Below are 25,382 nucleotides of genomic sequence, written 5' to 3' on the forward strand. Positions count from 1 at the left end.
AATATACCACCTTTCGTATTTTATCGACAGACACATTTCGCGTCATTATCGTCATTGCAATTACGGTGAACTACAAATGAAACAACATACATATTCGTTTCCTCCAGTGACTAACCCCATGTCTTAAACTTAAGTAACTTTGCGATCTCCGCTGTTTCAGGTAGCTTCTCTGTCTCAAGAATTTGTGTTAAATCAAAAACTCGTGAGCCCATTGGTGCTCTTGGAGTTATCTTCCTAAAATCAGTTTCATAAAATTTCTCTACGAAAAAATATCTTGTAGCATCTAATACATAGCCATAGTTTTTACCATCTTCTCTAGCCCTGTCAATTTGCTGCTTTCTTTCTTCGGTCAATTCTCCAAGTTCAGCTTTATACTCAAGGCCATTTTCTGTAGTAACAGCCGTGATGATTGCATTGATCTTCCCGATAGCTCTTACACTTTTTTCTTTATATAGACCAAGATAGTCGTGTGCACTAAATCCACGCTCAATATCATCATAATAAAGGTTCTCACTAATATTAAAATTAAATGTGGTACCTGCCAGTTGCACTCTCATGCGTTTCCATGAATCTGAAACAATTATGAGTTTATCGTTATAACAATAATTTATGAAGTCGTCTAAAACCTCTTGCATTTCATAATCTCTATCATCTATAACATCTCGTATCGCATCAATAATACCTTCGAAAGTAGTATTAACGTGCATGACAGGATATCTCTGTGTGGCATTATATTTCTTCAACTGCTCATCGAATTCTTTTTTCTTTTCTGGAGCCATCAACTCCGGTGCTAAAGTAATTATTACTTTATACTTTTCATCACCAAAAGATTTCCAATGGCGTAGCAACTGATCTGAATAAAACCAATCAGACATTTTTGTCTCAACAACAATTTTAAAGCTTTCTTGTGTAATAGTAGCATCTGGGATACTTTTAGTACTCTTTTCCTGAAGATTAAAAACAATCTCCGGTTCAAAGGCATCAGAAAAGAATTCTGATTTCAAAAAGCGAAAGAACTTATCTGAAGAGTATGAATAAAGCCGAGACAATAGTAGCATCGTATTTGCTGTGGCGACATTCTCTTTCGCATGATATCTTTGGAAATAATGAATCTTCATAACTATTTGTCCCCCCTAATTTTCTTTCCATAGGTTTTAGGGAAATAATCCTTCCCAAGTAACCAAAGATACTGATCAATTTGCTTCAGGTTATATTTATCCAAGCCATAGAAGTCACGAAAATTAATCAGTATACGTTTGAATTTAATATAGTCTTTCAAATCACCATCTTGGAAATCTGAGAATCCATCACGATTTCTAAAATATCGAAGCACCTCATCGACATAGCTGTCATAAATCGGATAATCGAGTGGATTGTGGTGGCTGCAATACTTTGTGGCAAAGGAGTAAAAATTCTTCTCTGTATCGCCGATATTCACATACTGGATATCTCCAACAAGAGTAACATCTCCAGCCTTAAGCCTCGTATCAATATTCAAAGTACATATGTGCTTAGCCACTGGATAGATTGAGAAAATATTTGTACTATAAAAGTCGTTAAGCGCTGATGCCTTCAATAGGACATCAATAATGTCCGTATTATTTGGACATAGCTCAAAGAACAGCTTATTAAGTGCATTCTCCTGCAGGCGATAGTTCTCAAGTGTATCCCACTTAGCAAGATATAACTCAACCTGTTCAGTTGATGGATGAGAAACATTAACCTCAGTTTTTTTCTTACGTCTATATGTACGATTAACAGTATTATCCTGCTTAGGCGTTGATGTTTCAGCAATTCCATCAGAAGCTAAGAATAAACGGAATCTTCTTAGATGAGACAAATAACTATTAACAAGTGAATTGACATTACCTGTCGAGTTCTCAGAAAGAGCCTTAATTAATGCCTCTTTCGCATCATTCTCAAAAGCAGGCGAAGTTACCGTATTCCAAAACAGGTCTTTACTCCCCTTCCTCCAGAGGTAAAAGGTATCAACATAAGATGTATTTATAGTCGCCTTTGCAATACTCTGACTATGTAGGAATTCTCTATATAAGGCACGTAACTCATCATACGATAGCGTTTTTATTTTGCTCATATCCAATTTCGATGTCCCCTTTATAATATTGTTTAAGCTCTTATTCGTCTTCATTAATTGAATAATTTTCTACCAAAGCAAAGATATAAGCAGAATTTCTTGATTTTCTGCTGACCTCACGTCTAACACCCGTTTCTCCGTTAACCAATCGATCATAATATGAATGTACAAATAAAAAATCTTTCTTTGATATTATCCTTTTCATCGATAGATCGCTGGAAGGCGAATTGTAAATAGCCCTATCAACATACAACCTTCCATCACGGGATGATGCTGTAAACCAAAGACCTGTTTGTATCTCTTCTTCCGAAGATGATAAGCCCGAAATTACATAATTCCATAGTGCTTCACCGTTCATTACTCTGCACCTTTCTTTAATTTGATATAGTTACCGTGGAGGGCCTCAAATAATTCCGGGTAATGCCCACACCTCGCCCTAATCTGTGTATACTGTGCTTTCTTCCCGTTTTTTTGCAAATACAACTTACGTTTGTATATTTCATCTGCCAGCTCAGATGCATGCATTTTCAACCTCTGATAACACTATCTTCATAGCTTCTTGAAGTGTATAGTTAGCATGTTTATCCGGTATATTTTCAACATCTATACCATCAGCATCATACTTCAGCACAATATAAGCAGGCTTATTATCTTTAAGAAGAACGACTTTACCGTTCTTTTCTACGACAGAAAAAACATGTTTCAGATCAGTTCGTAATGAATCAAAAGGTATTAAGCTATCTATTTTTACGTCCATACTTTTCACCTCGACCGACTAGATTTGTTACCATAATTATAATTATACATCTAATTAACTGCCTTATCTATATATTTGTTCATACAGTTACTGTCAATATCTCATTGGCTTTTCCCCTTGTTTTTTTTTATTTTTATGAGTCGTGGCCTTGACATGGAGCCTCTGCGCCCCCTCATACTCCCCAAAAACGCTGGCGGGCGAAATAATCCCCCTTCGGGGGCGCCCGCCTTCGCAATCGCTTAATGAGGGGCGCCTCTCCATGTAAAGGCTCTCCACATCGCTAGCTTCACTCCGACCCTTCGGGCACGACTCACCTTATTCGTTTTCTGCCACAAACCGCTTACCTATCCACAAAATCTCTTTGCCTAGACTCATCAAAATATATAGATTATATGTTCTTATTTCTTTATAATGCTGAGATCGTCTCATTGATCTTCCNTCCAAATTCCCTAAGCCATGCTTTTGGACCGGTCAGACCAGGCATGTGCGCCTGACACCACTCTCCCGTCTCTTCCTGACGACGTTCGCCCCTTTTTGGCCTCCCTGGACCTTTTTGTTCTGTTTCGTCTACCTTGTTGGTTTGCTGAGGGTCTTCTTTTTTGCCGAGATTAAAGATCCACTTTTCAATCCCTTCCCATTCCCCATTGAGGACAGCCGCTCTAACTTGCAGCAGGTTTTCTACCCCTTCTTTGCTCCAGCTCATCCCTCTTTTTTTCATTCGGTCTGCTACAAGATGGTCATTGAAGTTTTCGATGTTTCCTATCCCTCGCGCTTCCTCGGGTACTTTGTCACTTCGATTCCGGTAGTCTTTGAGGCTTTCCCAGTTCTTCAGAATCGTTTTTTCTAGCTTCTGGCTCTCTTTTCTCTTTTCACTATCTTTCGCCTCCCTTTTCTTGGTTTCCATCCATTTTTTAAACCCTTCTTTGTCATCTCCTTCAATCATGGCTTCTAGCGTATCCAGCATTGCAGGCTCCCCAAATCCAAAGACTTGTTTAACCCATCGATGAAAGTGGAATTTGTCGATCTGATGTAGGGATCCTGCATAAAACTCAGCCCCTTCTTTTCCCCAGGATGATCCGTCACTGCCAAAAACGAATAGCCCCACTTTTTCTATTTCATATGTCTTTTGGAGATAGTTGTCTACTTTCTGCCAATATTCTTTGGAGGAGTTGGTGGTGGCGATCACCTTTGGATTCTTAAGCCGGTATTCTCTTTTGATCGGGTTTTTCGCTTCCCAACCTTCATAAATACATCCGTTTTTGATTTCCAGGGTTGTTCCATATTTCTTCCGGTCTTTTCCTTGCAGGCTTACATAGACCCCATCCGATTCAACGAGCACGATCTTGGCTTCCCGCTTCTTTTCGTTCTCCGGCATTTGTTCTCTGTGTTTGTTGATTCGTTCTCCTTGTTCTTGGACCGCTTTGTGAATACGCTGATGACTTACATGAAGCTCAAGTTGTCCTAGGATACGAGCGCTTTGGCGATAGGAGTTCTGTGTGGCTAAAAATGCCGATATCTGACTTAACGTAGGACTTACGGTTTGTTTGCTTTCAATCCCTAATTTTTCATCGAGTGGGTAGCTCCACCCCCCCCTTTGTTTGATAGATCCTCCGCCGATACAGGATTTCTCCAAAGAGCGTTTGTATACCCATTGGGCGTATGCCTCCACTTTTCCCATCTCGTTCTTCACTTTGAAAAATGAGCTCATCGGCTTGTTCAAGTATTTCTTCCATCAACAAAGCACCAAATACTTTGACCATCTTGAAGATTTCCTTCTCCAAATTGTATAAAGTCTATCTTGCCTTCTGCGGCTTGTTGCGATAAACTGTTAATGTAATTAAATAATTCCACGAAAAGAGACCTCCTTAACAAGGGTGTACAAGGTCTCTTTTCGACATTTTAAGACCTTTTTCCTGCATCCCAACCAATGATTATTTTACTCTAACTTCTCCTGTGACCCATCCGTGTGGAAAATCAGAATATAGGTATCAAAAATCTGAATTCTATCAATGTTATTTCTGATTATGTTTTCATCATAATTTCCGTTCGGGTAAACAGTCTCGCCTATGGTATCCTGTATGCATCCTTCGTCCAGAGTAGGGGAGTTAGGGCATGCATCTTTGCCCTTTTCGATCCTCGTAGCACAATCTCCAGACCACCTTGCCTCTCTCTGTTCTTCTTCGGTAAGACGCCCCGCAATCACCGCAAATAAGCAAATTGCCCAAAAAGTATTTTCCGTTATATTTACTGGTACTAGATTCTACTGTGCCATCATCTTTGCTAACGAGTCTTGCACGCTTTTCCATTTCCTCCTGTACCTTGTCGAATACTTCGGAGAGAAATAATAGCTGGATGGCTGTCCTTCACATAATATTTGTTTCGCTGCCCAATATTTTTTCTTTTCTTACCAGTCATAAAATCCTCGGTAAAGGTCTTTTGCAGCATTGTATCGCCTTTGTATTTCTCGTTGGTCAACATCCTCCGAATCGTTTTCGCATCCCAAAGCCCCTTGCCCGTTACTGTTTTAATCTCCTGAGATTCGAGATAAACCTTGATTTGTCCCAATGACAGGCCCTGTAAATATAAGTAAAATATTTTCCTAACTACCTCTGCCTGCTCCGGCACAATTACAACCTCTCCGTCAACACAGTCATATCCCATGAAATTCTTATACTTCGTGAAGATATCGCCTTTTTCGAACTTGCACTGAAACCCCCACTTAATGCTTTCGCTGGTATTCCGGCTTTCGTCCTGTGCCAGCATACCTCTCAGAATTATCTCTAATTCCTTATCCGCGTTGATCGAATCCAGTTCTTCATTTTTAAAATGTATATTAATACCTCGCTCTCTTAAAAATCTTATTATCTTATCTTTAAAACTTCCAGAGTTATCCCTTGACACCCTGCTGATTGATTTGGTGATAATGTAATCGATTTTGCCCTTCGCCTCTTTCCTAAGTATTTTGTCCAGTTCGTTTCTGCCGCTTCGGCGCAACCCATTTTCAATGTCATGGAACACACCAGCAAAAATCCAATCAGGATATTATCAGCGTGGTGTAGGTTTTTATTTGAATCTCAAAGCTTCGTAGTTGTTCCGGTCCGGATGTATTTACCCGGCAATAGGCGGCAACCTTGAGGTTTTTATTTTCTTTAGGTTTAGCAGGTATAATCCTTACATTTTTCATTTTCCTTCATCATTTATGTGAAATGAAAATCCCATTTATATATTACCAAAAAGAAAAGACGTGAGGGTATTCTCTCACGTCAAAAAATGTTTTCACTCATAACCCCGAAACCCCTTTATTTATCAAGTTTTCTGACGTTGCAACAGGATTATAGCTTCCACATGCGCCGTATGCGGGAAGCGACCCCGTTGCCATGGCATCTGTTATAGTCGCATATAACCGCATAAATTCAAGGATTTGGCATGCGTTATATGTTCTGTTCTCTGGATTTACTGTACTTTATCACGAATTTTTGCGGCAGTTTTACGGCAATTACGTCAATGGAGCTAACCCGAATAAGTGGAAAAGTCTGTCCCTAAAAAAATTTCTATGGCTCATATCCGCTATTCGGGGGAATCAGGGGAACAGGGACACGCTACTTGAATATCCTTGCAGCAACTAAATCTATTCGATCTAAATATTTATAATTCAGGAAGACAAGCGTCAATTTAGGGGGATCAGTAACGATACTTGGGGGACATGTGAAGCCATTATGCCCTCAAAGATTCTTTCTCATACATCCTTTCTTAAACTTGTGGGATTCCTTCGCGCAGGTTATTTCAGCAACTGTTCCCTTTGCTTATTTTCCCCGCTCCTGTTGCTTTAATATCACCTTAGCTACCTCTAAAATCATCGACTGATCGGCCTTGGGTCGATTACTCAACAGTTCCAAGAGCTCCCCCAATGCATCTTCTCTTACTATCGGGTCCAGCGAACGAAACAATTCCTCCAATGACAAATTTAAGCCATGGGCGATTTTATACTGACTCTCAATGGTCAGGTTTTTCTCTCCCCGCTCCACTTGTCCTATATATTTTTCACTCAAACCGGCCAATTCACCCAGTTGTTCCTGACTTAACCCTTTTTCTTTTCTAATTCTTCGAATCCGCTCTCCCAGCAGCTTTGCTATTTCCGTCACGTCAACCACCTCAAGGAAAGCTTACCTGAGGCATACCAAACTATTAAGGAACTAAAAATATCTATTTGACCATAAAAAGAAATTAGTAGTACGATTATTGTGGTCAATATTTCCTAGAAGCGATTTAGAATTTTGGCACATGCCTGTGTATGTTAATAATGAGGGGCTGAAAGATAGGAGCTACCCACCTGCAACAATTCTATAATGACCGAAAGGAGACAATCATGACCAAGCTTTATCATTCTGAATTCGTTTCAAACTTAAAAAGCGACATTACTAAGGCAAAGAAATCAATCATCATCATTTCACCGTACATAACATTGCTTGCAGTGGATAATCTTCTAAGCGCTATCACAACAAAGCACCTTGAAAAAATAGTTGTAACGCTCCCCTTTGGAACTGAATATTTAACCGGAGCAGTTGAATTAGAGGCACTAAAGCAGCTTCAGAAGTCCGGATTCAAGCTAAAGTCATTAGAACTCCTTCACTCCAAAATCTACGTGATCGATAACAAAATCGCTTATATCGGCTCAGCAAATTTTACCGGCAAAGGCTGGGGCTTGATCGAGAACAGTAATATCGAAGTGATGGCCAGAGTTCAGCTTTCCGAAGTTGATGTCAACGAGATTAAAGCAACCTATTTGAACCGTTGCAATTCTCTTGAGCTTGAAGAGTTGGAACAACTTATTTCCGAAGGAAGTACCTTGAGGCTGTCTTTCGAACAAATCAAAGAAAAATTAAATGACTTTATCAGAGAAAAAGTTGGCTTGGCTGAAATCAAAAACAAGTATCAGGCATTTCTCCAACACCTTAAGGAACAAAAGAAAATTGCATCATTTGTCCATGAGATGAACACAAAACAGTATGGAAAAAATGTGTTCCACATAAAAAACAAGGAGATTCTTATACCGCCAAGTTAATGTATTCAAGAAGAGCAAGCCCGGATAAAACAAATCCCCATAATTACAGATTTGAACTTAGTATAAGCGCCATCGATCAAGCAAAGAAGAACAACCTTGATTTCATCATGATTCTCGAAGGTTTGGAAGGTAAAGGGAACCGCTATGTCAGACTCCCTGCAACGTTTATGAAAAACAAAATACTGAAAAGCAATTATATTAATCAGCAGTCAAAGCTGCAATTTGCCATAAGCGAGAACCAGAGCGGCTTGTACATTAGATGTTTCAACGGAGCGGGAAAGGAACAGAACAGGTTCAACATTTCCGCCTTCGAGAACAAATTATTTTAGCATGCTTTACGTTGCTAGAATTCTACGAAATGCCTGTGTATGGTGACCATGAGCAGAGGAGGCGCAAAAACTTGAGAAAACCTGCCTACTTCGGGATTGCTCCTCTTTCGGCACTGCCACGAGGAGGGATGTCACACTGAAACTGTGTTTCTTTCACTTTCACAGCAGCCGGAACAAGTCACTTAGTCCAGAATGCAAAGCACAACCATACTTCAACAAATGGAGGAGAAACATGAAAACGAAAATTGTATCCAGCTTGTTGGCCACAATGTTAGTCCTGAGTGCCCTTCTTCCTGCAAATGCTTTTGCGGAGTCGAACATCGTCAATAACGGAACGATCAACAATAACGGTATCATCAACACCGGCACGATTGTCGTCCAATTCGTAGACGTTCAGGTCAACAATTGGGCCTATGAAGCAATTTCAAGCATGAGCAGAAGAAATGTCGTGAGCGGCTACGAGGATGGTTCATTCCGTCCGAACAATCCGATCAGCCGCGAAGAATTTGCCAAAATGATTGCCGTAACCTTTTCTCTTGACTTGTCCGTGACACAAGATGTTTACTATAGCGATGTGCCTCCAACCCGATGGTCATATCCATACATACTGGCTACAAAGGAGTATGTCACTGGGTACTACCCTCCAAAAGGCCAACCGTTCTTCGACCCGACCGCCAACGCAACGCGGGAAGATGTCGCAACAGCCTTGGTGAAAATCATGGGGTTGAGTACGGAAAAATACAGCTCTCACTTCACGGATGAGGACGACATTTCTCCAAAGCTCAGAAAATACGTAAACGTGGCTGCTGATCATAAATTGATAAGCGGTTATCCTGACGGTACCTTCAAACCGCAAAATCCGATTACGCGTGCCGAAATCGCAGTCTTGTTGTATCGGGCGATAAAAGGGATAAGCGACGACGGTAGGGCTGATTCTCCAGATCATCAATCAGAACCAGTTGGGCAATCACCCGATCAGACAGCTGAAAGCCAAAATTCATCGTTCAAAGCGCCAGACCTTTGGGCCGATGTCGTCAAAGATGACTCCCTACCGGGAGAACCAATCACGATTCTTATTAAAGGCGAAACTACACCAAGATCAACCGTGACCATCAACGGAGACAACGTCATGGTAGACCTCGATGGCAGTTTTAGCGTCAATATCCCTGTCACAAAGGACGGCACTTACAATTTTGAAATCAAGTCCAGCTATAAGGGACTCGACACCGTAATAAACAAGAGCATAACGATTACGATTGACCCTCCCAAACTTAGTTTAGAAGAGCCTGACCCGAAATACGTAACCTACAACACAGGCTATAATATCTGGTTCGATTGGGTAGACAAATATGATAGCCAGCCGACATTGTACGTTAATGGTGAAAAAAGGACATACTTGCTTGGCGGCGGTCGTGGAACTAACGGTTATAGCGGTTCATTCCAAGTTAGTCTTCAAAATGGGGAAAATGAGTTCACCATCAAACTGGTTAACAGATACGGAAAAGAAAGCAATACCGTGACAAAGGTTGTGTATCACCAACCAAATAACAGATGAAGGGACTGATAAAGTTGACTGATCAGAACGATGCGCAAAAATTAAACTCCAACTCAACACAGGATGCTATTGACCGGGTGCTAGAGGAGCTTCGGAAGGAACTCAAAGCGGAGGGCAAATCAGACAAGGAAATCGAATACATTTTGGATAGATTCAGTTAGGAAGAATTCGTAACACCCGGTAGAGGGACGTTTCATCAATACCTCTTCCGGGTGTTCGTTCAACCTGCAATCTTGATAAGTCATGGCTTGACAAGGAGGCAATTGTTTGTGAAGAGATTGAAGACGATGAGTTTTACCAGCTTACTGGCGGTTGCTGCATTTGTAACAGTGAGTATCACATTAGCAGTCAATAACTGGAGCATAAAAGAGATATTAAGGAGAATCATGCCACCTAATGAAAAATCAATTGTTCAAAAAGTGGAACGAGAATTTTGGCATGCGATCAAAACTGAAGACTATGAGAGAGCCGGATCACTTGTTGTTCTGTCAACTACCGTACAGATACCGGAAGAAGAGCTTCGTAAATTTCGCAATAAATTGAATCAAGTTATACTTCCTTCAACATTGGATTTGTTTGTAGTGGATCAGTTGGAATTCTCGGAAAAAGTTGTTTCCATAAAAGACCGTTCTGCCAAGGTAGTCTGGATTTTTACAAATTTCTATGAGGGTGAAGTAAATAGCAAAGTGACGTTGGAATTTAACATGATCAAAACTGAAACAAATCAGTGGAAAATTGACCTGCAAAGCTTTCACAAAAAATTAGATGAAAACTTAGACTCAAGAAATCAAAATTCAGTCGATGAAGCTGCAAATGTGGAGACTTCGAAATCAGCAATTGGAAAGGAGACTCCATATCCAACAAGTCAACAACCACAACAAAACGAACCAAGTGCACCGGAAGAAGATGCCGTTCTTTCTTTGGAGGGCTGGATCGCAGGAGAACGGTTCTCGGAAGTTCAACACAAAATTCCTCAGAATGTATCCATTGAATACGATAATTTGTGGGATACTTACATAATTAATTTGGAAGGAAGCTCACTCCAATTCACAGGCGGAGGAATTTTGGATTTCATACTGGTTTCCAAGGACGGTTTGGGGCTAAGCAACGGGTTGAAAGTTGGAGCTTCAGAGGGAATAATTAGCGATTATTTGGGAACACCATCAGCTCTACAATTTAATCCTGATTACACCTATTACGATTTTGAAAAAGAAAACTACGATATTATCATCTTTACCAAAAGCGGTATGGTCGACAGTATACGAATGAAGTATAAAGGCGAATACTCTCAGCAAGACCAAATCGCCATCTCCAAATTTTATAAATCGATTAATAATAACCCAGAGAATGGAGAACACGAATCGACAGCTTCGTCTTCCGGCCAAAAAGTGCAGACACAGGCAAAAAAATTTGATAAGCAGGAACTAAATAACATATGGCTTGATCTTGCAAACAAAGTTGCAAGCTACACGGTTATTACTCGAAGCAACAAAACGGATAATGAAGTACTGAAAAAATTAAATGAAGTTTTAGATGAACTAGAAGATATCTTATCGCTACTGGAAAGTTCCGAACATGAAAACGACGATAACTCTTTGTACTGGAATGTAAGGAACCATGCCCAGCAGGTGGATGATTTGTATTTTAATAAAGCTTGGGGGCTACAGCTTAAAATAAATGGAGAAGAAGAAAAGGTCTACTCCCCTTTTCTAAAAGAAGCCGATTCCATAGAAAAATCACTTTATAAATAAGCATTTACCTATATCGATGAGCTGGGGAACCATTGGAACCCCGGCTTATTTTTATAATTCGTTCCCAAGATATCTTCCTCCCCTGCTACTTCCGAAGCCGGTGATTTTTCGGAAATCATCAACAAAGAAAGGACTGGTTAAAGTGCATCTGACCAAGCAAGATAAAGAATGTCTAATTGCCTTATTAAGATATCACTTTGGACACAACCGTGTAACAAGCATTAATGAAATTAGGGATGAAATAAGAAAAGCAAACGCAACATTAGCCGCAAAGTTGAAAAAAGCAAGTAAGCACCTTGGTTTCAAAGCTTACCTGACAAAATACTTTCTCAAAAACTTCATTAACGAAGGCTGGCTAACTGTAACCAATGAATGTATACAGGTGAATTTATCTCCCACTCGCTGCTCATTTTGCTTTGCGGCTATTGAGGATGTTTACTTGATTGATATTGATTTAAATCGATACTGCGGTTGGAACTGTGCCGAAAAATCGCCTTACTATTGCAAACCGTATGAAAGTAACTTGGACATGTACAGCAGTCTATTCGAGCGATTTTCAGAGTGGTTGCCGCTATGCCGACAACTAACCGCAAACATATTAAATGCATCAACCAGTGAGGGTGCGAAAGAGCTATTATCTGAAATTGGTAGATATTTGGATGACGTGTATTGGGATGATTTTCTTCCTCCTCACGAAAACCGAAGCTGTATTGATTCCGAGATTTACCGAATGCTGACGACGCTCCGGAAACAAGCAGACAACCTGCAAAAGCTGATACATGACATTGAAGATACTGCCAACAGTTCAAACCTTTGTGTCCAATGCGCAAAACCAGTCGATGAACGGTACGTGGTTAATCAGAGAGGGCAGTATTTCTGTTCGGAAGAGTGCCACGAAATCTATCATGAACTTTATGCCGATGAATTTAAGGAAATGGATGACGATCACCCGTATTACTTTGATTACTCATCCATCCGACAGGAGTTTATTTACTGGACTGAATGGAAGTCGCTCCTTCAAAAGAAGGCCGAGTCCTGTTGTTACCTGAACGCCCATGCCCAATGGAATGCAGATGATTTTATTGACGAACTGGACGACATCATATGGGAATACAGAGATTATATCCAAACCGATGGAGATGACGGCATATTCGCCAGAGAGATTTACAACTATACATTGAAGTTGCGGCACATTCAGCAGCAGCTTTTGAAATGGAGACCGGAACGAGCCATTTATTACGGTCTCTATTTTTATGACTGTGAGCCGAACATAACCGAAAAACTGCTTGAAGAGATTCGAGCGGCGGAAAGTGATGAGGTTGTTCAAACCTTAGATCAACATTCACACCCCTTTCATGAGCATTTCGATTACATTTTTAAAACGGCACAGGAGCGGGACAGTATATTCAGCCTGCTTTCACCCTATTTTGAGAGCAAAGGATTTCATTTGAGGACTTATTCCGCCCATTTATGTGACGGAGGCTGTGGCGATTATTTGGATTTGAGTGATAGTCTCTACTGGCAAAACGGATGGTTTTATTGCGAAAGCTGCCTTGATAATTATGACGTTGGAGAACTGAGTTTAGACGGATTAAAGCGCTTGCTTCGATACTTTGAAGAAAATAACGAAAAACTTCAACGCATTATTTACGATGAGTCCGGGGATTACGACCGTTTCAAAAGTATGATTCGTAGAGCATGTCGGATTCATCAGATTGAATTTCCCGTTTGGGTTGAAAAATAGAGTTGTGTGCTGCACAAATGCTGTTAGAAACCTCTGTCTGTTGAGTAGAGTTAGGGGCCGGGAAGCGCCAGCCCCTTCTCAACAGACCCTCACCCGCCTTAAAACGTTATCCCCCCAAATGAGCAAGTTCTTTTTTTTCACCCTTTTCCCTACAAGAATCCCCTTCATTGCCCATCGTCGAATTGAAGAATTGTGCAGGAGTATGTCTTCCAAGCAACCGATCAGAACAAAACATGAACTTCGGAAGAAGGAATTGTAAAAATAAATAAATCTTTACTGTTTAACAAAGTACGTGGCAATATAAAAAGCGAAAAAAACAGAAAAAACGATAAAATCCGAGGCGAATTAAAATGTTCTATTTCCGTTGTACGGGATTGGCCCCTCCCCATTGGTTCTATCTGGAACATAAGGCCGTCACAAGCTACCGGCAAAACGGTCTTAGGAAATTTGGACAAATCCTTATTAATTTAGGAACGTTTGAGGTGAGTTCGATGCGAACACTTTATCCGAAAGCTTTAGCCGAAAATCACTTATCGTTAAGTATATTTGACCTTTATAAGTCCCGTCTGCTTGCCACAGGGAATCAGATTCGTTGGACTTGGCTGAAAAATCATTCCTCGTTGGCCACAATATCGCTGTGGATTCGCAATGATTCAATCCTTATCGCAGGAAATTCAATAATGATTACAACAGTCAACCTGACTCACACAGCTTGCAACTATGGTGGAACACGTCCTTGGTTTAAATGTCCGGCCTGTAGGCAACGTGTAGGTAAGCTGTACTTGGCGAACGGGATATTCCGATGTCGAATTTGCCATAACTTAACATACAAGAGCTGTCAAGCATCTCGCAATCATCTGATGCAGTTGCTGCTTCACGGACAAAGAATTAAGAAAAAGCTATTTGAGAAAAAATTGCTAAATTCGAAACGCGTTCTTATTGCCCGTCCAAAAGGTATGCATTCTTCCACTTACACTAAACTTCAGAAAGCATTTTTTCGTTCAGAAAGATGTTTGTCACAAGCGATTTACTGCCAGATGGATTTAATACAGAAAAAGATTCATCAGGCAAATGCTCATCATTGAGTACCTGTTCGACACGTTCCGTACTAAAAATATCGCGTGGAGGTAATGAAAAATGCAAAAAATGGTTTTCACTGTGAAGGAATTAGCAAAGGTGTTAGGCGTATCTCCTACGACTATTTATAACGAAGTAGCTGCCGGGAGAATTCCTCACTTTCGCGTTCGGTCGCGTATTTTGTTTAACCGCGACGTAATTGAAAAGTGGACACTCGGTCAACTGCCAACATCAAAGCGAATGTACGAGGAGCGATTCAAATGAACATCGAGAAAATACCACAAGAACTAAAGCAGCGTAATCAATGGGTTTTGTGGAAGTTAGAACAGCGGAGCGAAGGCGGCAAGCCGACAAAAGTCCCCTATCAGGCTATTGGAAAAAAGGCATCTACAACGAATCCGGCTAGCTGGACAAGCTTCCAAAATGCATTAACAATCTATTTGAACCAGCCGGGAGCATACTGCGGCCTCGGGTATGTATTCAGCGCTGATGACCCTTTCACCGGCATTGATTTGGACGACTGCATAGTTGACGGTACACTGACGGGCGAGGCGAGTAAAACCGTTTCTGACCTTAACAGCTACACGGAGCTGAGCCAATCCCGGTCCAGTGTTCATGTGATTGTAAAGGCCAAACTGCCCGGCAAGAAGAACCGAACCGGCAAGTATGAGATGTATGATCAAAACCGCTATTTTGCTATCACTGGCGATCATTTTACCGGTACGCCTGAAACCATCGAAGAACGGCAACAGGAAGTGAATACATTGTACGAACGTTTATTTGGAATTGGTAATATTCCCAAAAAGCCGCCTTTTGTTGAGGATATTTCAAGTAACCAAACCGTCGAAATGGACGATCAGGATATTATCAACATTGCGGCAAGAGCAAAAAACGGAGAGAAGTTTGCTTCCCTATATTACCAAGGCGATTGGCACCCATATTACAAAAGCCAATCGGAGGCAGATCAAGCGTTATGCAATTTGCTGGCATTCTACACGAAAAACCCGGAGCAAATTGACCGGCTTTTTCGAAGCAGCGCCTTGAGTCGCCAGAAGTGGGAGCGGGACGATTACCGAGATATGACGATCAGAAATGCACTGGAATGCGTGAAGGCGCAATATAAAGTCAAGACAACAGAAGATGAGTGGTCTTCCCTTGTGGAAGCCCTCGGTGAATATGCCATAAACGATACTGGCCACTTGTGCTGCAAAAAATACGATAAAAACGGCGGAATAATGCTGAAACCTCTGAGCAACTTTGTAGCTCGTATTACCCGCCAGATTTCTACCGATAATGGGTTGGAAAAACATCTTCAATATGAGATCGAGGGCGTCTTAGCAGACGGTCGACCTCTCCCAGCTATTCTGGTCCCTGCCAATAAATTCGGTACCATGGCATGGGTAACTGATTCGTGGGGAGTACTTCCGAACATTAGACCTGGAACATTAATCAAAGATCAGGTGCGTTATGTCATTCAGGGAATTTCGTCGCATGCAGCGGAAGAACAAATATTCTCTCATTTAGGTTGGCGCAAAATTGATGGAAAGTGGGCGTATTTACATGCGGGTGGCGCTGTTGGAGCAGAGGGCGTGAAAGTAAATGTACAGCAAGAAGGCTTGCAGCGGTATAAACTTCCGGAATATACGGAGAACCTTGAAGAAGCGATTGCAGCAACGCTCCGGTCACTTGAAGTAGCTGATAAAGCTGTTACGTATCCTCTTCTCGCAATGGTAGGGCTTGCGCCTTTATGCGAACCGCTCAGAAAAGCTGGAGCAGAACCCAGCTTTATCCTGTGGCTACTTGGCGAGAGCGGCGCGAGAAAATCGTCTATCGTTGCGTTGTTTCTGAACCATTTTGGAACGTTCGCAAATGGCAAGGAGCTGCCAGCAGGCTTCAAGGATACCTCTAACGCCTTGGAGAAAAAGGCATTCACGACAAAGGACAGTCTCCTTGTTGTGGATGATTACCATCCGAAAGCAACAATCCATGAAGCACGGCAGATGGAGCAACTAGCACAGCAACTTTTGCGTGGCTACGGAGACCATCAAGCACGAACACGGATGGCATCAGACGGCACCACCTTACGTTTGCAATATAAACCCCGTGGCTGTTGTATTGTAACCGGAGAGGATAAGCCCAAGGCGGGAACGAGCACCACCGCGCGTTTTCTTACCGTCACGGTAGATCGAGGCAGCGTGAACTTGGATAAACTGAGCGAAGCGCAAGATGAATCAGGAAAATTGTCCCACTCTGGACGCGGTTATCTGGAATGGTTGGCACCTAAGATCGAAGAGTTGCCGCAGAAGTTAAGGGATGAATTTCGAACCATACGCATCCTGTCAATGCGATCTGACCAGCACGGGCGCATTCCCGAAACCGTGGCTCATCTCTATATCGGATTTAAAATGTTCACCGCCTACGCGGAAGAAAAAGGCTTGTTGGCCCAAGAAGAACGGGAAAACATGCTGAACGATGCATTTCAGCTTTTCCTGAACCTTGCAAGCCAGCATAATGACGGCATGTTTGAGGAAACACCTGTGAACATGTTCCTAACAGCAATAAACGAGCTTATCGCGACGGGAAAAGCATTTCTCATCAAACAACATTCAACGGCAGAAAGCAGCTCCGGCGAATTAATCGGATACGAAGACAATAGGCATTTCTTACTTATTCCCGAAACCACAATGAACATGGTTACGCAATTTTACCAAAAGCAAAACAGAAATTTTCCGCTGACAAAAGATGCCCTGATAAAGCAACTTGACACCGAGGGACTAATTTATACGACAACGGAAAAGAACACGGACGGAAGCCTCCGAAAAAGAAGAACACCTAAAAAGAAAATTGGAAATAAATCCATGAATATGTTGTGGTTAAAAAAGACGGCGCTTGAACAAAAAGGTGAGAAGGAAAGGTAAGCAGCCCGACGGTTCCCCTTTTTTGGTTATTAGTTCCCCATACAGTATGCATTTTGAGAGAAGTGGGGAAATCAAAAAGCTCAGTAAATACGCAAATATTTCGCTTTGGTTCCCCAAGTCCCCTGCAATTTTAGATATCCGGCTCATTAGGGATGTATTCAAAAAGTTCGGCTATTGTACATCCAAACAAACCGCATAATTTTTCAATTGTTTCAAAGTCAATACGAGTGACCTTTTCATGATACAAGTTAGAAATCGTATTGCGGTTAAGTTTAGTTTTTTCGTGAACATCCTGAATCGTCATTTTGTGTTTGCCCATGAGAGCAGAAAGATGACATTTAACAGGCATTTCGCTCCCCCTTCCTTTGCACTTATTTTATATCACCTTAAATAACATAGCAAACATTTTGATTGGATTATTAAGCAAAATGATTGACTATTCGCTTATCTTGCTGTATATTTTGATTAACATATTAAGTATTATAATTATAAAGTTAATTAAAATGGAGATGTATCGAAGTGCCGACGTACAACAAATCACTGATATTTTACTTAACCCCTGCAATTATAAAAGAGTGCAACGATAAGTCGCAGAACGGCGGTGAAGATGAGATGAATTTCAGCAAAAAAGCTCTCTGGCTGGCCTGTAGCTCCGAATATGGCGAACGCCTTGCCCAAATCACAAGGGAACATGTTTCACTTGCAAAGGAACTGTCCTTAAACGGGCGGTTTATGACCGCAAGAGACCGGGAAATCATTGCTGCTCGCGTTGAATCTTTGCGGCAGGAGCGGGACGGCATTATTTCACTTTTCGAGAAAAACACTCATTCAGAAGAAAGTTATTAGGGCCGGAAATTTAAATTATACCCGCTCCAGCCAAAACAACGGCAAAGCAATATTCAACAGGGGTGATACCGCAATGGCAAACTATCGTCAGCGAGGCAAAAACTCGTGGGAGCTTACTATAAGCCTCGGACGAGGTGTAGACGGCAAATATATCCGGCGAACAAAAACAATCACAGTTGAAGACGAACGCATTCTACGAGCGTCCAAGCGTCTTGAAACTCATTTGGAACAAGAATGGCTTAAGTTCAAAGAGGAAGTCGAAGCGGGAGAATATGTTGCGCCAGCTAAGCTTACATTTAGTCGATTTGTAGAGCTGTGGAAGGAAAAATATGCGGACAGGCATCTTGAGCGGAAAACGCTATACTCCTACATGGTGAATCTGAACACCCATATCTTGCCTTCATTCGGACATTTTCAACTTGATCAAATAAAACCCTTGCACATCGTTGATTTCCTCGAATCGCTGGGGAAAGAGGGAAGCCGTAAAGACGATAGGGCAGGAACGCTATCAAACGGAACGATTGAAATGAACCACAGGGTATTAAAAAACATCTTCTCCCGCGCCGTCGAGTGGAAGGTCATTAAGACAAATCCGGCAGCGGATGTCAAAAAGCCGAAAGTCGTCCATAAAGAAATAATTCCATACGATGAAACGGAAGTACGAACTATGCTGGAAGCCCGTCTGAGTCAAGTCATCGTGGGCACCTTCCCAAAATGATTTAAAACTTTTTTTGCCCTCTCTCACTTGGTAGCGCTTTCGTTTATCATCCTTTCATTTTCCATGCATGGTTTTCCTTTAATTTCCTCTTAACAATCCTTTTAAAGCTCTCCCCGTCGGACTGCTTTGCATAGGCCCCAGCAACAAGCGAATTGTCCCGTCAATACACCCTTTCGACTCTCGTTTCACTTCCCGTAACCACTGGCGAATTGTGGATTTTACAGACGAAACGTTTTGGCTCGTGTCCCCTTTGCGGTTCGTCAAAGGACGCCCTTCTTTCATTTTCATGATCGTTCTGAGCATCGCTTGTACGCCCCGTACGCTCCAACTATACCCTCCGCCTTTTGTCCGCTTCGCCATGATCCGCATTTGCGCCTCCGCGCTTCCCATGGGCCTCATTCCGCTCGTATCGATGCCTGCGTTTCGCAAGGTCTCCCGGTAATCCCGCAGATGTTCCCGATGACGTTCTAAAAACGCCCGGTACTTCCTCCATTCCTCCCGCCATTCTTCCGCAATTTTCGTTTCCGGAACAGCCGTAAGCGTCCCCAACAATGTATCGGAATCAAACGAGGCGAGTGCTTTTCGAACTTTTTCCCATGTCTTGGGCAAATGTCCAACATACCGTTTGAGCTCCCGGGCCACATGAAACCGGTCCAGGGTAAACACGCAATGGTGGAAGTAGGAGGTAAGGCTGCTCCGTCTCCATTCACCACCAGCCATGTCTGTTCATCCACATCGTAATGTTGTACCAAAAAGTCCCCGAATCCTTCCCAAAAATCGCCCTCTCCGGTATGTAAATAATGCCGCTTGGCCTTCAGCCGGATTCGTCCCCCTTCGTTTTCCCAGCCCTCGTGTACGACGGCAATGCGGTTTTCCATCCCGCGGCGTCGATCACGCTGCAGTTTGGTGTACAGTCCGTCCACCTCCACAAACAAGACCCGGACGGGACGCCGTTCATTGTGAGCAGGTTCTGGGCGTTCGGCCTGTTCGATGAGTTTGTCCCGGATGGCTTCATGACTGAGTACCGGGTATCCCAACAAGGTTTTCAGACGCTGGGCGCTATCCCGGTACGACGGCCCCTGGCTGGCAAACTGAATCGCCAATTCTTCCAGGTAAGGACTGAGTTTGTCCCGCCCCTCATACTGCAGCATCTGATCCAGCAAAAAGACGTGTTTCCCGGTCTTTCGGTCCAGATACAATCGCCGCTTGAACCGCACGGTACCAAACAAAGTCTCGATACTGATTTCCCGTTGGTCTTTGAGGCGAAAGCGAGTGGAATCCCGATGTTCCATAATCCAATCGTCCAGCGCCTCCAAAATCCGACGCATCCCCTCGGCAAATAGCTCCTGCAATCTGCGAAACAAGGTGCTTTCAAGATCTTTTATTGTGGGAAATTTCGTGGTAATCTTTTGCATAGAGGCCCTTCTCCTTTCTTGGTGTGTGTTTTTTTGTCCATTTAAAACTATACCAAGGAGAAGGGCCCTTTTTCTATATCCGGGAATTATTTTTTATTCATTTTCTCATTCCCTCTGCCCACGAACATTTTACTCTAACTGGAAGCCCTCCAGCGAGAGCCGTATCATTGGCGCATGATGATCACGTTGGCATTGACTACCGGAATGCGCCGTGGTGAACTGCTCGGGCTGGAATGGAGGCATATTGACTGGAAATCCGGCGTTATCGACGTTCAGCAAAGCGTTTCAATCTCCCTGAAAGGCGAGATCATTGTCAAAGAACCGAAGACAAAGAATTCCAAACGGAAAATATCGTTGCCACCTTCGGTCTTGGAGGAATTGCGAGATTATTACGCATATCGTGTGAAGGAGCGGGACAAAATCGGAGACGCATGGAAAGGCTGCAATGACAGCGAAGGTAACGAACGGCATTTTGTATTCTGTCATATGGACGGAACCCCGTTCCATCACGAGCGTCCCTACCTGTGGTTTCGGCAATTCATCAAGAAAAACGGTTTCCGATATATCCGCTTCCATGATCTGCGGCATACATCGGCTACCCTGCTCATCAACCAAGGCGTACACGCCAAGGTCATCGCAGAACGGCTTGGACACGGCAGCATCACCACCACGATGAACATCTACGGCCATGCCCTGCGCTCCGCCGACCAAGCCGCCGCCGATAAGTTTGAAAATCTGTTTTCGCTTGATGCCACTAGGGACGAGAAAAAGACGTTGGGGTAATAGTTGCCCGGCGTCTTTTTCTTCTTAGTTTCATAATGCAACCCTCTTAGGGAATCCTTGAACAGCATTAGCCCATTCTTCCTGTCCACGATCTACTTCCGGCATTGGATGTGGGCGGCGACACATATGGAGGATGACGATCATGTACGAACCGTTGCCAATCAGGAAAACCAACTGCTGCTGCCCAGTGATATCTTCTTGCCGTTTGGCGGTCGTCTGAATTTGGATAATCGCTGGATCAAGTTCGCGCAGCTCATCCCATGGGCGAAGGTCGATCACAAGTATGCCAAGTTATTCAAAAAATCGTTTCGCTGTCAGCATGCCGTGTCCGTGCGCATGGCACTCGGTGCCTTGATAATCCAAGAAAGACTGCAACAGTCCGATCGAGAGACGGTGGAAACGTTTGTTGAAAACCCGAGTCCCCAATATTTCTCTTGGTTTTCAAGCTATTAGGAGCGTCTGCCGTTTCATCCTTCGCTCATGACGCACTTTCGTAAGGAGCTCTGCGAAAAGGTGATTGCAGAAGTCAATGAATGGATTGCCGCAGAGGGTAATGATGACGGTGATGCGAAGCCTTCGGCTCACGCTGGACCAAAACAGAAACAGACTCGAATCAAGAGATGCTGCTGCTTGACGCAACCTGTGAACCGGCCGACATCGCGTATCCGACAGACATGACGTGGTTAAACGAAACTCGCGAGAAACTGGAAGCGATCATCGACGTGCTGCATGCGCCGCACGTAGGAAACCGGCCAAAGCCATGCACGTACCGAAAAAGAGCGGCGCTTGTATCTAACCCTGCCAAGCAACGTCGGTTCGGTCATAGGATACTGCGCCGTGGAATAGGCAAACAACTCGCTTTTATCAAACGCGATCTGCGTATTCTGGGGAACTGTCGATGACGCATTGAAAGGCGTTGAAAAGCGGTTATCCGATATGGCTCTCTTGATAAAGCACATCACGGCGTACAGTCAAACAAAGCCTGCCTATGAAAAATACCGTAGGGCAAAAGAACAAAGAACGTTTCCGGGCGGCGCACGAAAGCAACATTATCCTCCATGAAGCCGCCCCACAGTGTTAAAGCCCGCGCGACATGCTCCCGCCGTGGCCACGATGCAACCGGAGTATGAACGACTGCAACAGGAAAAGGAAAGGCTACACGGCGCATATGGCAAACTAAAACAAATGAAGCAGTACGGCCCTATTAAAAACAATGTAGACATCATTTAACCGATAATTACTGGTATCTGTTGTGGCACTAACGTTATTTATCTGCTACAATTTTCTATATATGTTATGGAGTGATTGCATGGATACACTATTGTTTGGTAACGGAATTAACATACAATTTGGTGGTGTTGATAATCTAAATAAATCTATTATTTTGAGAGCAATTAGAAATACAAAAGAAGCAGATTTCCCCAAGCATATCATTGTAGATGAACCGGAGCTAATCCTATCGTTGTTAGGTTATCTATTTTTAGAAGTGCGGGCTATACTTTCTAACCAATATGATAAATATGCTTTTACAACTGATGAGAAATTTGCCCTAAATGATTTTATTCGTAGGTATGGAAAATATGGGAGTTTATCTATTCCCAATATAGGCTTTGAGGACTATTACTTAATATACGACCTCTTTTGCTATAAGAAAAAAATAATTAATCCTGAAAAATATTATATCAGAGAGGCTCTAAAGGCTTTTTTTCTATATTCTATTTATAATCAGGGAAAAGTTAATGAAATCTATAAACATTATCCTGCGTCATTAAAAAAATTCTTTGCTAAGTATGATTATCTGTTCACAACCAATTACGATAGAAATGTTGAAACCTTTGCAGAAAAAAATGTTAATTACTTACATGGAGCATTTCACATAAAAGCCGATGTTTACAATCAAGAATCGTTAAGGAATAAGTTAAGTGATAGCCCAATGCAAAATTACAATCTTGATGAAGATTTTTATTACCTCTATTCAAATGCTTTAACTACTTACTGTGGGAACTCCAAACTTTTTGTGATTAAGCAAGGGATGCAGGCGAATGAAGCAGTAGAAAAAATGGCTTGCGCCTATCAAGATAACCCTACGATAAAAAAGTCTGTGGATGAATGGGAAAATGACACAAATGAATTAGTGAGAAAACTTAGTGAAGCCACTAAACTAAAATGTAATAATCCGGAGTTGCAATTTAGTGAAACTTATCCTATTAAGGAGTTTGAATCTATTAGTGGCAACCTTACAGTGGTCGGATTATCTCCTAATAATGATACTCACATATTCAAAATGATAAACGACAATCCTAATATAAACGAAGTCAACTATTATTTCTATGATAAAATAGAAAAGGTACAGATGGGCGAGCTTATAACAAACCATACTCTTAACTTTTTTGATGTTCGCTTGCTGTGGCGAGAATATAAGTAGGTGGCACATGGATATTGAAAAAAGAAATAATATACTTGAAGCGTTAAAGTGTTTGACAGGCAGTATTATGTCGTACGAAGATATTATGAATGAGTATAATGCTCTAACACCCCCAAAGCGCACCTACATTTATTCAAAGGTTCATCAAATTGTAAAGCATATGCACGCGCCTTTTGATAAAGCTCAGCCCTTAATTGTTGTATCAATGAATGTTTTAGCAGCAGAAGAAAACATTGACCCCGCAGTTGCTTTACTCATTTATACAGAAAAGAAGAATAAAAAAGTTCGATAGCATATAAACACATGGAGCGAAAAACCGATAAGGCCATAGTGTTCCTGTTTTGTATGGAAAAATAACGCTTATACCGTTATTGTTTGAATCGGGGGTTATAAGATGAACATAGAAAATTATATTGAAGCCCAATATAGAGAACTGCTTTCTAATAGCACAACAAATGCCGAATTTTCAGAATTATATGCGGGTGTAGAACATGCAAAGTTACGCGAAATATTGGCAACGCTTCATCATGATTTTATTTCCTTGTTTAGAATGATGAACGAGCGACTTCCTACCAAAGATTATGAAGCACACTTCTGGGCAGACCCAAGCCGCAGTCTAATAAAAACAATCGAAATAACATTAGGCTTGTATAATGCACTAAAAAACACAAAGCTTGCTTTTGAGATAAATGAATATTATTCGGGCCTAATAAAAAAATGCCGCGATTTTTTAAGTACAAGCGGTGGAAGCACAATACCCCCACATATGGATAAAATCGATTTATATTATACAATACCGCTTTTTACTCCGAACAGTATTGTAACAATCGACCAACCTCAAACAACAAGATCATTTTCACTAAAACAAATCGGGAGTGGTTCATACGCCAATGTTTACAAGTATTGGGATACGTTTTATGATAAAAATTTTGTGTTAAAACGGGCAAAAAAGGACTTAACACCAAAAGAACTTGAAAGATTTAGACGTGAATTCGACGAGATGAAAGAATTTTCGTCACCCTATATTCTTGAAGTCTATCGGTACGATGAAGCCAAAAACGAATATATAATGGAACACATGGACTATACTCTTGATAGCTTCATCCAAAAAAATAATTCATCTATGGCAACAGGGTTACGAAAGAGTATTGTAAATCAAATTTTGCGGGCTTTTGAATATATCCATTCAAAGGATAGATTACATAGAGATATTAGTCCTAAGAATATTTTGCTGAAAGAATATCACGATATTCATGTTGTGAAAATCACGGATTTCGGTTTAGTCAAAGTCCCAGATAGCTCACTTACAACTGCTAACACTGAATTTAAAGGTTACTTCAATGACCCTTCTCTTGTGGTTGAAGGATTTGATACTTATAACATTCTGCATGAAACATATGCTTTAACAAGGATTGTGTATTTTGTGATGACAGGAAAAACCAATACAGACGCAATACCTAATTTGAAGTTACGGGAGTTTGTAAATAAAGGGCTACATCCAGATAAATCAATGCGTTTCAAGACAACAACTGAAATGATACAGGCTTTTCGGACTATTTCTTAATTAAAAACAACAGGGAGCACGACAACGGTTAAAAGCCATCGTGCCCCTATCTTCATAGCAGGATATATTGACACCAAGTCTCTCAATTTCCACCAAGCAAGAAAAAGAATCGAAATGAATTAACACCGTGATGTATTCCAATGCTCTTTCTGCACTTATTATCTTATATATTCTGCTTTCCTTTTAATTTTACGGCAATTTTACGGCAACCTTCCGAAAACGCCCCTGTTACACCTATTTACAAGATTTGTACTACCCTGAAACGCCTGATATCTCAAGGCTTCTAATCCCTTGTACCACTCCAGACCAGCAAACAGACGACTTCCACATGGCTCGAGAGGAT

At 41.9% G+C, this 25,382-nt stretch carries 23 protein-coding genes and 2 pseudogenes; 14 read left to right on the top strand and 11 right to left on the bottom strand.

Translation table 11 applies throughout. The features are described 5' to 3' along the window. Positions 1 to 110: 110 nt before the first annotated feature. The 9 genes and pseudogenes from THEAE_RS0115365 to THEAE_RS0115400 all read right to left on the bottom strand — a co-directional run bounded on the left by THEAE_RS0115365 (position 111) and on the right by THEAE_RS0115400 (position 6,994). The gene (locus THEAE_RS0115365; protein WP_028988086.1) at positions 111 to 1,118 is read right to left on the bottom strand and encodes a hypothetical protein; all 1,008 of its coding nucleotides are present in this window, start codon (positions 1,116 to 1,118) and stop codon (positions 111 to 113) included. A 2-nt stretch (positions 1,119 to 1,120) separates the two neighbouring features. After that, complete coding sequence (locus THEAE_RS0115370) at positions 1,121 to 2,101, bottom strand: hypothetical protein (RefSeq protein ID WP_084213584.1); 981 nt, start codon at positions 2,099 to 2,101, stop codon at positions 1,121 to 1,123. Between the two features lie 34 nt (positions 2,102 to 2,135). Beyond that, entirely contained in the window at positions 2,136 to 2,453 is a 318-nt protein-coding gene (locus tag THEAE_RS23135; RefSeq protein ID WP_156920650.1) for a hypothetical protein, read from the bottom strand. 153 nt (positions 2,454 to 2,606) lie between these two features. Continuing rightward, the gene (locus THEAE_RS23425) at positions 2,607 to 2,852 is read right to left on the bottom strand and encodes a hypothetical protein (RefSeq protein WP_211233507.1); all 246 of its coding nucleotides are present in this window, start codon (positions 2,850 to 2,852) and stop codon (positions 2,607 to 2,609) included. 406 nt (positions 2,853 to 3,258) lie between these two features. Continuing rightward, positions 3,259 to 4,612, bottom strand: a pseudogene (locus THEAE_RS0115385) (ISLre2 family transposase). Further along, a complete protein-coding gene (locus THEAE_RS23735; protein ID WP_281169563.1) occupies positions 4,569 to 4,703 on the bottom strand; it encodes a hypothetical protein in 135 nt (44 codons plus the stop codon). The pseudogene THEAE_RS0115385 and the gene THEAE_RS23735 overlap by 44 nt, the downstream one beginning before the upstream one ends. Before the next feature lie 254 nt (positions 4,704 to 4,957). Beyond that, the gene (locus tag THEAE_RS23775; protein ID WP_342665763.1) at positions 4,958 to 5,158 is read right to left on the bottom strand and encodes a recombinase zinc ribbon domain-containing protein; all 201 of its coding nucleotides are present in this window, start codon (positions 5,156 to 5,158) and stop codon (positions 4,958 to 4,960) included. Further along, on the bottom strand, positions 5,133 to 5,870 hold the full coding sequence (locus THEAE_RS23430; protein WP_211233508.1) for a recombinase family protein: 738 nt from the start codon (positions 5,868 to 5,870) through the stop codon (positions 5,133 to 5,135). Before THEAE_RS23430 ends, THEAE_RS23775 begins: the two co-directional genes overlap by 26 nt. Before the next feature lie 785 nt (positions 5,871 to 6,655). Beyond that, on the bottom strand, positions 6,656 to 6,994 hold the full coding sequence (locus tag THEAE_RS0115400) for a helix-turn-helix domain-containing protein (protein ID WP_027093224.1): 339 nt from the start codon (positions 6,992 to 6,994) through the stop codon (positions 6,656 to 6,658). Between the two features lie 224 nt (positions 6,995 to 7,218). Here THEAE_RS0115400 and THEAE_RS0115405 point away from each other — a divergent pair, with 224 nt between their 5' ends. From THEAE_RS0115405 to THEAE_RS22245, 7 genes are all read left to right on the top strand, one after another. After that, positions 7,219 to 7,914, top strand: a complete 696-nt coding sequence (locus tag THEAE_RS0115405) for a phospholipase D-like domain-containing protein (RefSeq protein ID WP_028988089.1) — start codon at positions 7,219 to 7,221, stop codon at positions 7,912 to 7,914. A 561-nt stretch (positions 7,915 to 8,475) separates the two neighbouring features. After that, complete coding sequence (locus THEAE_RS0115415) at positions 8,476 to 9,798, top strand: S-layer homology domain-containing protein (protein ID WP_028988091.1); 1,323 nt, start codon at positions 8,476 to 8,478, stop codon at positions 9,796 to 9,798. Between the two features lie 269 nt (positions 9,799 to 10,067). After that, positions 10,068 to 11,549, top strand: coding sequence for a hypothetical protein (locus THEAE_RS0115425; protein WP_028988092.1), 1,482 nt, complete (start codon positions 10,068 to 10,070; stop codon positions 11,547 to 11,549). Positions 11,550 to 11,565: 16 nt separating this feature from the next. After that, on the top strand, positions 11,566 to 13,293 hold the full coding sequence (locus THEAE_RS0115430) for a hypothetical protein (RefSeq protein WP_156920651.1): 1,728 nt from the start codon (positions 11,566 to 11,568) through the stop codon (positions 13,291 to 13,293). A gap of 491 nt (positions 13,294 to 13,784) precedes the next feature. Then, positions 13,785 to 14,378, top strand: coding sequence for a hypothetical protein (locus tag THEAE_RS22240; protein ID WP_156920652.1), 594 nt, complete (start codon positions 13,785 to 13,787; stop codon positions 14,376 to 14,378). A 61-nt stretch (positions 14,379 to 14,439) separates the two neighbouring features. Then, positions 14,440 to 14,634 (top strand): helix-turn-helix domain-containing protein, encoded by a 195-nt coding sequence (locus THEAE_RS21330; protein ID WP_245605634.1) that lies wholly within the window; start codon positions 14,440 to 14,442, stop codon positions 14,632 to 14,634. Beyond that, positions 14,631 to 17,288 (top strand): phage NrS-1 polymerase family protein, encoded by a 2,658-nt coding sequence (locus THEAE_RS22245; RefSeq protein WP_028988094.1) that lies wholly within the window; start codon positions 14,631 to 14,633, stop codon positions 17,286 to 17,288. Before THEAE_RS21330 ends, THEAE_RS22245 begins: the two co-directional genes overlap by 4 nt. Positions 17,289 to 17,418: 130 nt before the next feature. On the opposite strand, the gene THEAE_RS0115450 is transcribed toward THEAE_RS22245, so the two are convergent. After that, a complete protein-coding gene (locus THEAE_RS0115450) occupies positions 17,419 to 17,637 on the bottom strand; it encodes a helix-turn-helix domain-containing protein (protein WP_028988095.1) in 219 nt (72 codons plus the stop codon). 170 nt (positions 17,638 to 17,807) lie between these two features. On the opposite strand from THEAE_RS0115450, the gene THEAE_RS0115455 reads away from it, so the two are divergent. Continuing rightward, the gene (locus THEAE_RS0115455) at positions 17,808 to 18,134 is read left to right on the top strand and encodes a hypothetical protein (protein WP_245605574.1); all 327 of its coding nucleotides are present in this window, start codon (positions 17,808 to 17,810) and stop codon (positions 18,132 to 18,134) included. A 73-nt stretch (positions 18,135 to 18,207) separates the two neighbouring features. Continuing rightward, positions 18,208 to 18,852 (top strand): N-terminal phage integrase SAM-like domain-containing protein, encoded by a 645-nt coding sequence (locus THEAE_RS21340; RefSeq protein WP_245605575.1) that lies wholly within the window; start codon positions 18,208 to 18,210, stop codon positions 18,850 to 18,852. A gap of 78 nt (positions 18,853 to 18,930) precedes the next feature. On the opposite strand, the pseudogene THEAE_RS21345 reads toward THEAE_RS21340, so the two are convergent. After that, a pseudogene (locus tag THEAE_RS21345) lies at positions 18,931 to 20,267 on the bottom strand (ISLre2 family transposase). A gap of 174 nt (positions 20,268 to 20,441) precedes the next feature. Here THEAE_RS21345 and THEAE_RS21350 point away from each other — a divergent pair. From THEAE_RS21350 to THEAE_RS0115495, 5 genes are all read left to right on the top strand, one after another. Beyond that, positions 20,442 to 21,050 carry a site-specific integrase gene (locus THEAE_RS21350; protein WP_245605576.1) on the top strand — a complete coding sequence of 203 codons (609 nt, stop codon included), beginning with the start codon at positions 20,442 to 20,444 and terminating at the stop codon, positions 21,048 to 21,050. A 126-nt stretch (positions 21,051 to 21,176) separates the two neighbouring features. Further along, entirely contained in the window at positions 21,177 to 21,503 is a 327-nt protein-coding gene (locus THEAE_RS22255) for a transposase (RefSeq protein WP_028988097.1), read from the top strand. A gap of 856 nt (positions 21,504 to 22,359) precedes the next feature. Further along, on the top strand, positions 22,360 to 23,475 hold the full coding sequence (locus THEAE_RS0115485) for a hypothetical protein (protein ID WP_028988098.1): 1,116 nt from the start codon (positions 22,360 to 22,362) through the stop codon (positions 23,473 to 23,475). Positions 23,476 to 23,482: 7 nt separating this feature from the next. Further along, entirely contained in the window at positions 23,483 to 23,767 is a 285-nt protein-coding gene (locus THEAE_RS0115490) for a hypothetical protein (RefSeq protein ID WP_028988099.1), read from the top strand. Between the two features lie 102 nt (positions 23,768 to 23,869). Further along, positions 23,870 to 25,039 (top strand): protein kinase family protein, encoded by a 1,170-nt coding sequence (locus tag THEAE_RS0115495; RefSeq protein ID WP_028988100.1) that lies wholly within the window; start codon positions 23,870 to 23,872, stop codon positions 25,037 to 25,039. The last annotated feature ends 343 nt before the right edge of the window (positions 25,040 to 25,382 follow it).

Origin of the sequence: Thermicanus aegyptius DSM 12793, from assembly GCF_000510645.1 — a bacterium.
GTDB lineage: Bacteria > Bacillota > Bacilli > Thermicanales > Thermicanaceae > Thermicanus > Thermicanus aegyptius.

What these genes read in the sequence shown, in the direction of transcription:
- THEAE_RS21330 (WP_245605634.1), top strand. Translation starts at nt 14,440, where the DNA reads ATGGTTTTCACTGTGAAGGAATTAGCAAAGGTGTTAGGCGTATCTCCT.
- THEAE_RS21340 (WP_245605575.1), top strand. Translation starts at nt 18,208, where the DNA reads ATGGCAAACTATCGTCAGCGAGGCAAAAACTCGTGGGAGCTTACTATA.
- THEAE_RS0115405 (WP_028988089.1), top strand. Translation starts at nt 7,219, where the DNA reads ATGACCAAGCTTTATCATTCTGAATTCGTTTCAAACTTAAAAAGCGAC.
- THEAE_RS0115485 (WP_028988098.1), top strand. Translation starts at nt 22,360, where the DNA reads ATGGATACACTATTGTTTGGTAACGGAATTAACATACAATTTGGTGGT.
- THEAE_RS0115430 (WP_156920651.1), top strand. Translation starts at nt 11,566, where the DNA reads ATGAGCTGGGGAACCATTGGAACCCCGGCTTATTTTTATAATTCGTTC.
- THEAE_RS23135 (WP_156920650.1), bottom strand. Translation starts at nt 2,453, where the DNA reads ATGAACGGTGAAGCACTATGGAATTATGTAATTTCGGGCTTATCATCT.
- THEAE_RS0115415 (WP_028988091.1), top strand. Translation starts at nt 8,476, where the DNA reads ATGAAAACGAAAATTGTATCCAGCTTGTTGGCCACAATGTTAGTCCTG.
- THEAE_RS0115495 (WP_028988100.1), top strand. Translation starts at nt 23,870, where the DNA reads ATGAACATAGAAAATTATATTGAAGCCCAATATAGAGAACTGCTTTCT.
- THEAE_RS23425 (WP_211233507.1), bottom strand. Translation starts at nt 2,852, where the DNA reads ATGGACGTAAAAATAGATAGCTTAATACCTTTTGATTCATTACGAACT.
- THEAE_RS0115450 (WP_028988095.1), bottom strand. Translation starts at nt 17,637, where the DNA reads ATGCCTGTTAAATGTCATCTTTCTGCTCTCATGGGCAAACACAAAATG.
- THEAE_RS0115490 (WP_028988099.1), top strand. Translation starts at nt 23,483, where the DNA reads ATGGATATTGAAAAAAGAAATAATATACTTGAAGCGTTAAAGTGTTTG.
- THEAE_RS0115365 (WP_028988086.1), bottom strand. Translation starts at nt 1,118, where the DNA reads ATGAAGATTCATTATTTCCAAAGATATCATGCGAAAGAGAATGTCGCC.
- THEAE_RS22245 (WP_028988094.1), top strand. Translation starts at nt 14,631, where the DNA reads ATGAACATCGAGAAAATACCACAAGAACTAAAGCAGCGTAATCAATGG.
- THEAE_RS22240 (WP_156920652.1), top strand. Translation starts at nt 13,785, where the DNA reads ATGCGAACACTTTATCCGAAAGCTTTAGCCGAAAATCACTTATCGTTA.
- THEAE_RS23775 (WP_342665763.1), bottom strand. Translation starts at nt 5,158, where the DNA reads ATGGAAAAGCGTGCAAGACTCGTTAGCAAAGATGATGGCACAGTAGAA.
- THEAE_RS22255 (WP_028988097.1), top strand. Translation starts at nt 21,177, where the DNA reads ATGGAGGATGACGATCATGTACGAACCGTTGCCAATCAGGAAAACCAA.
- THEAE_RS21350 (WP_245605576.1), top strand. Translation starts at nt 20,442, where the DNA reads ATGATGATCACGTTGGCATTGACTACCGGAATGCGCCGTGGTGAACTG.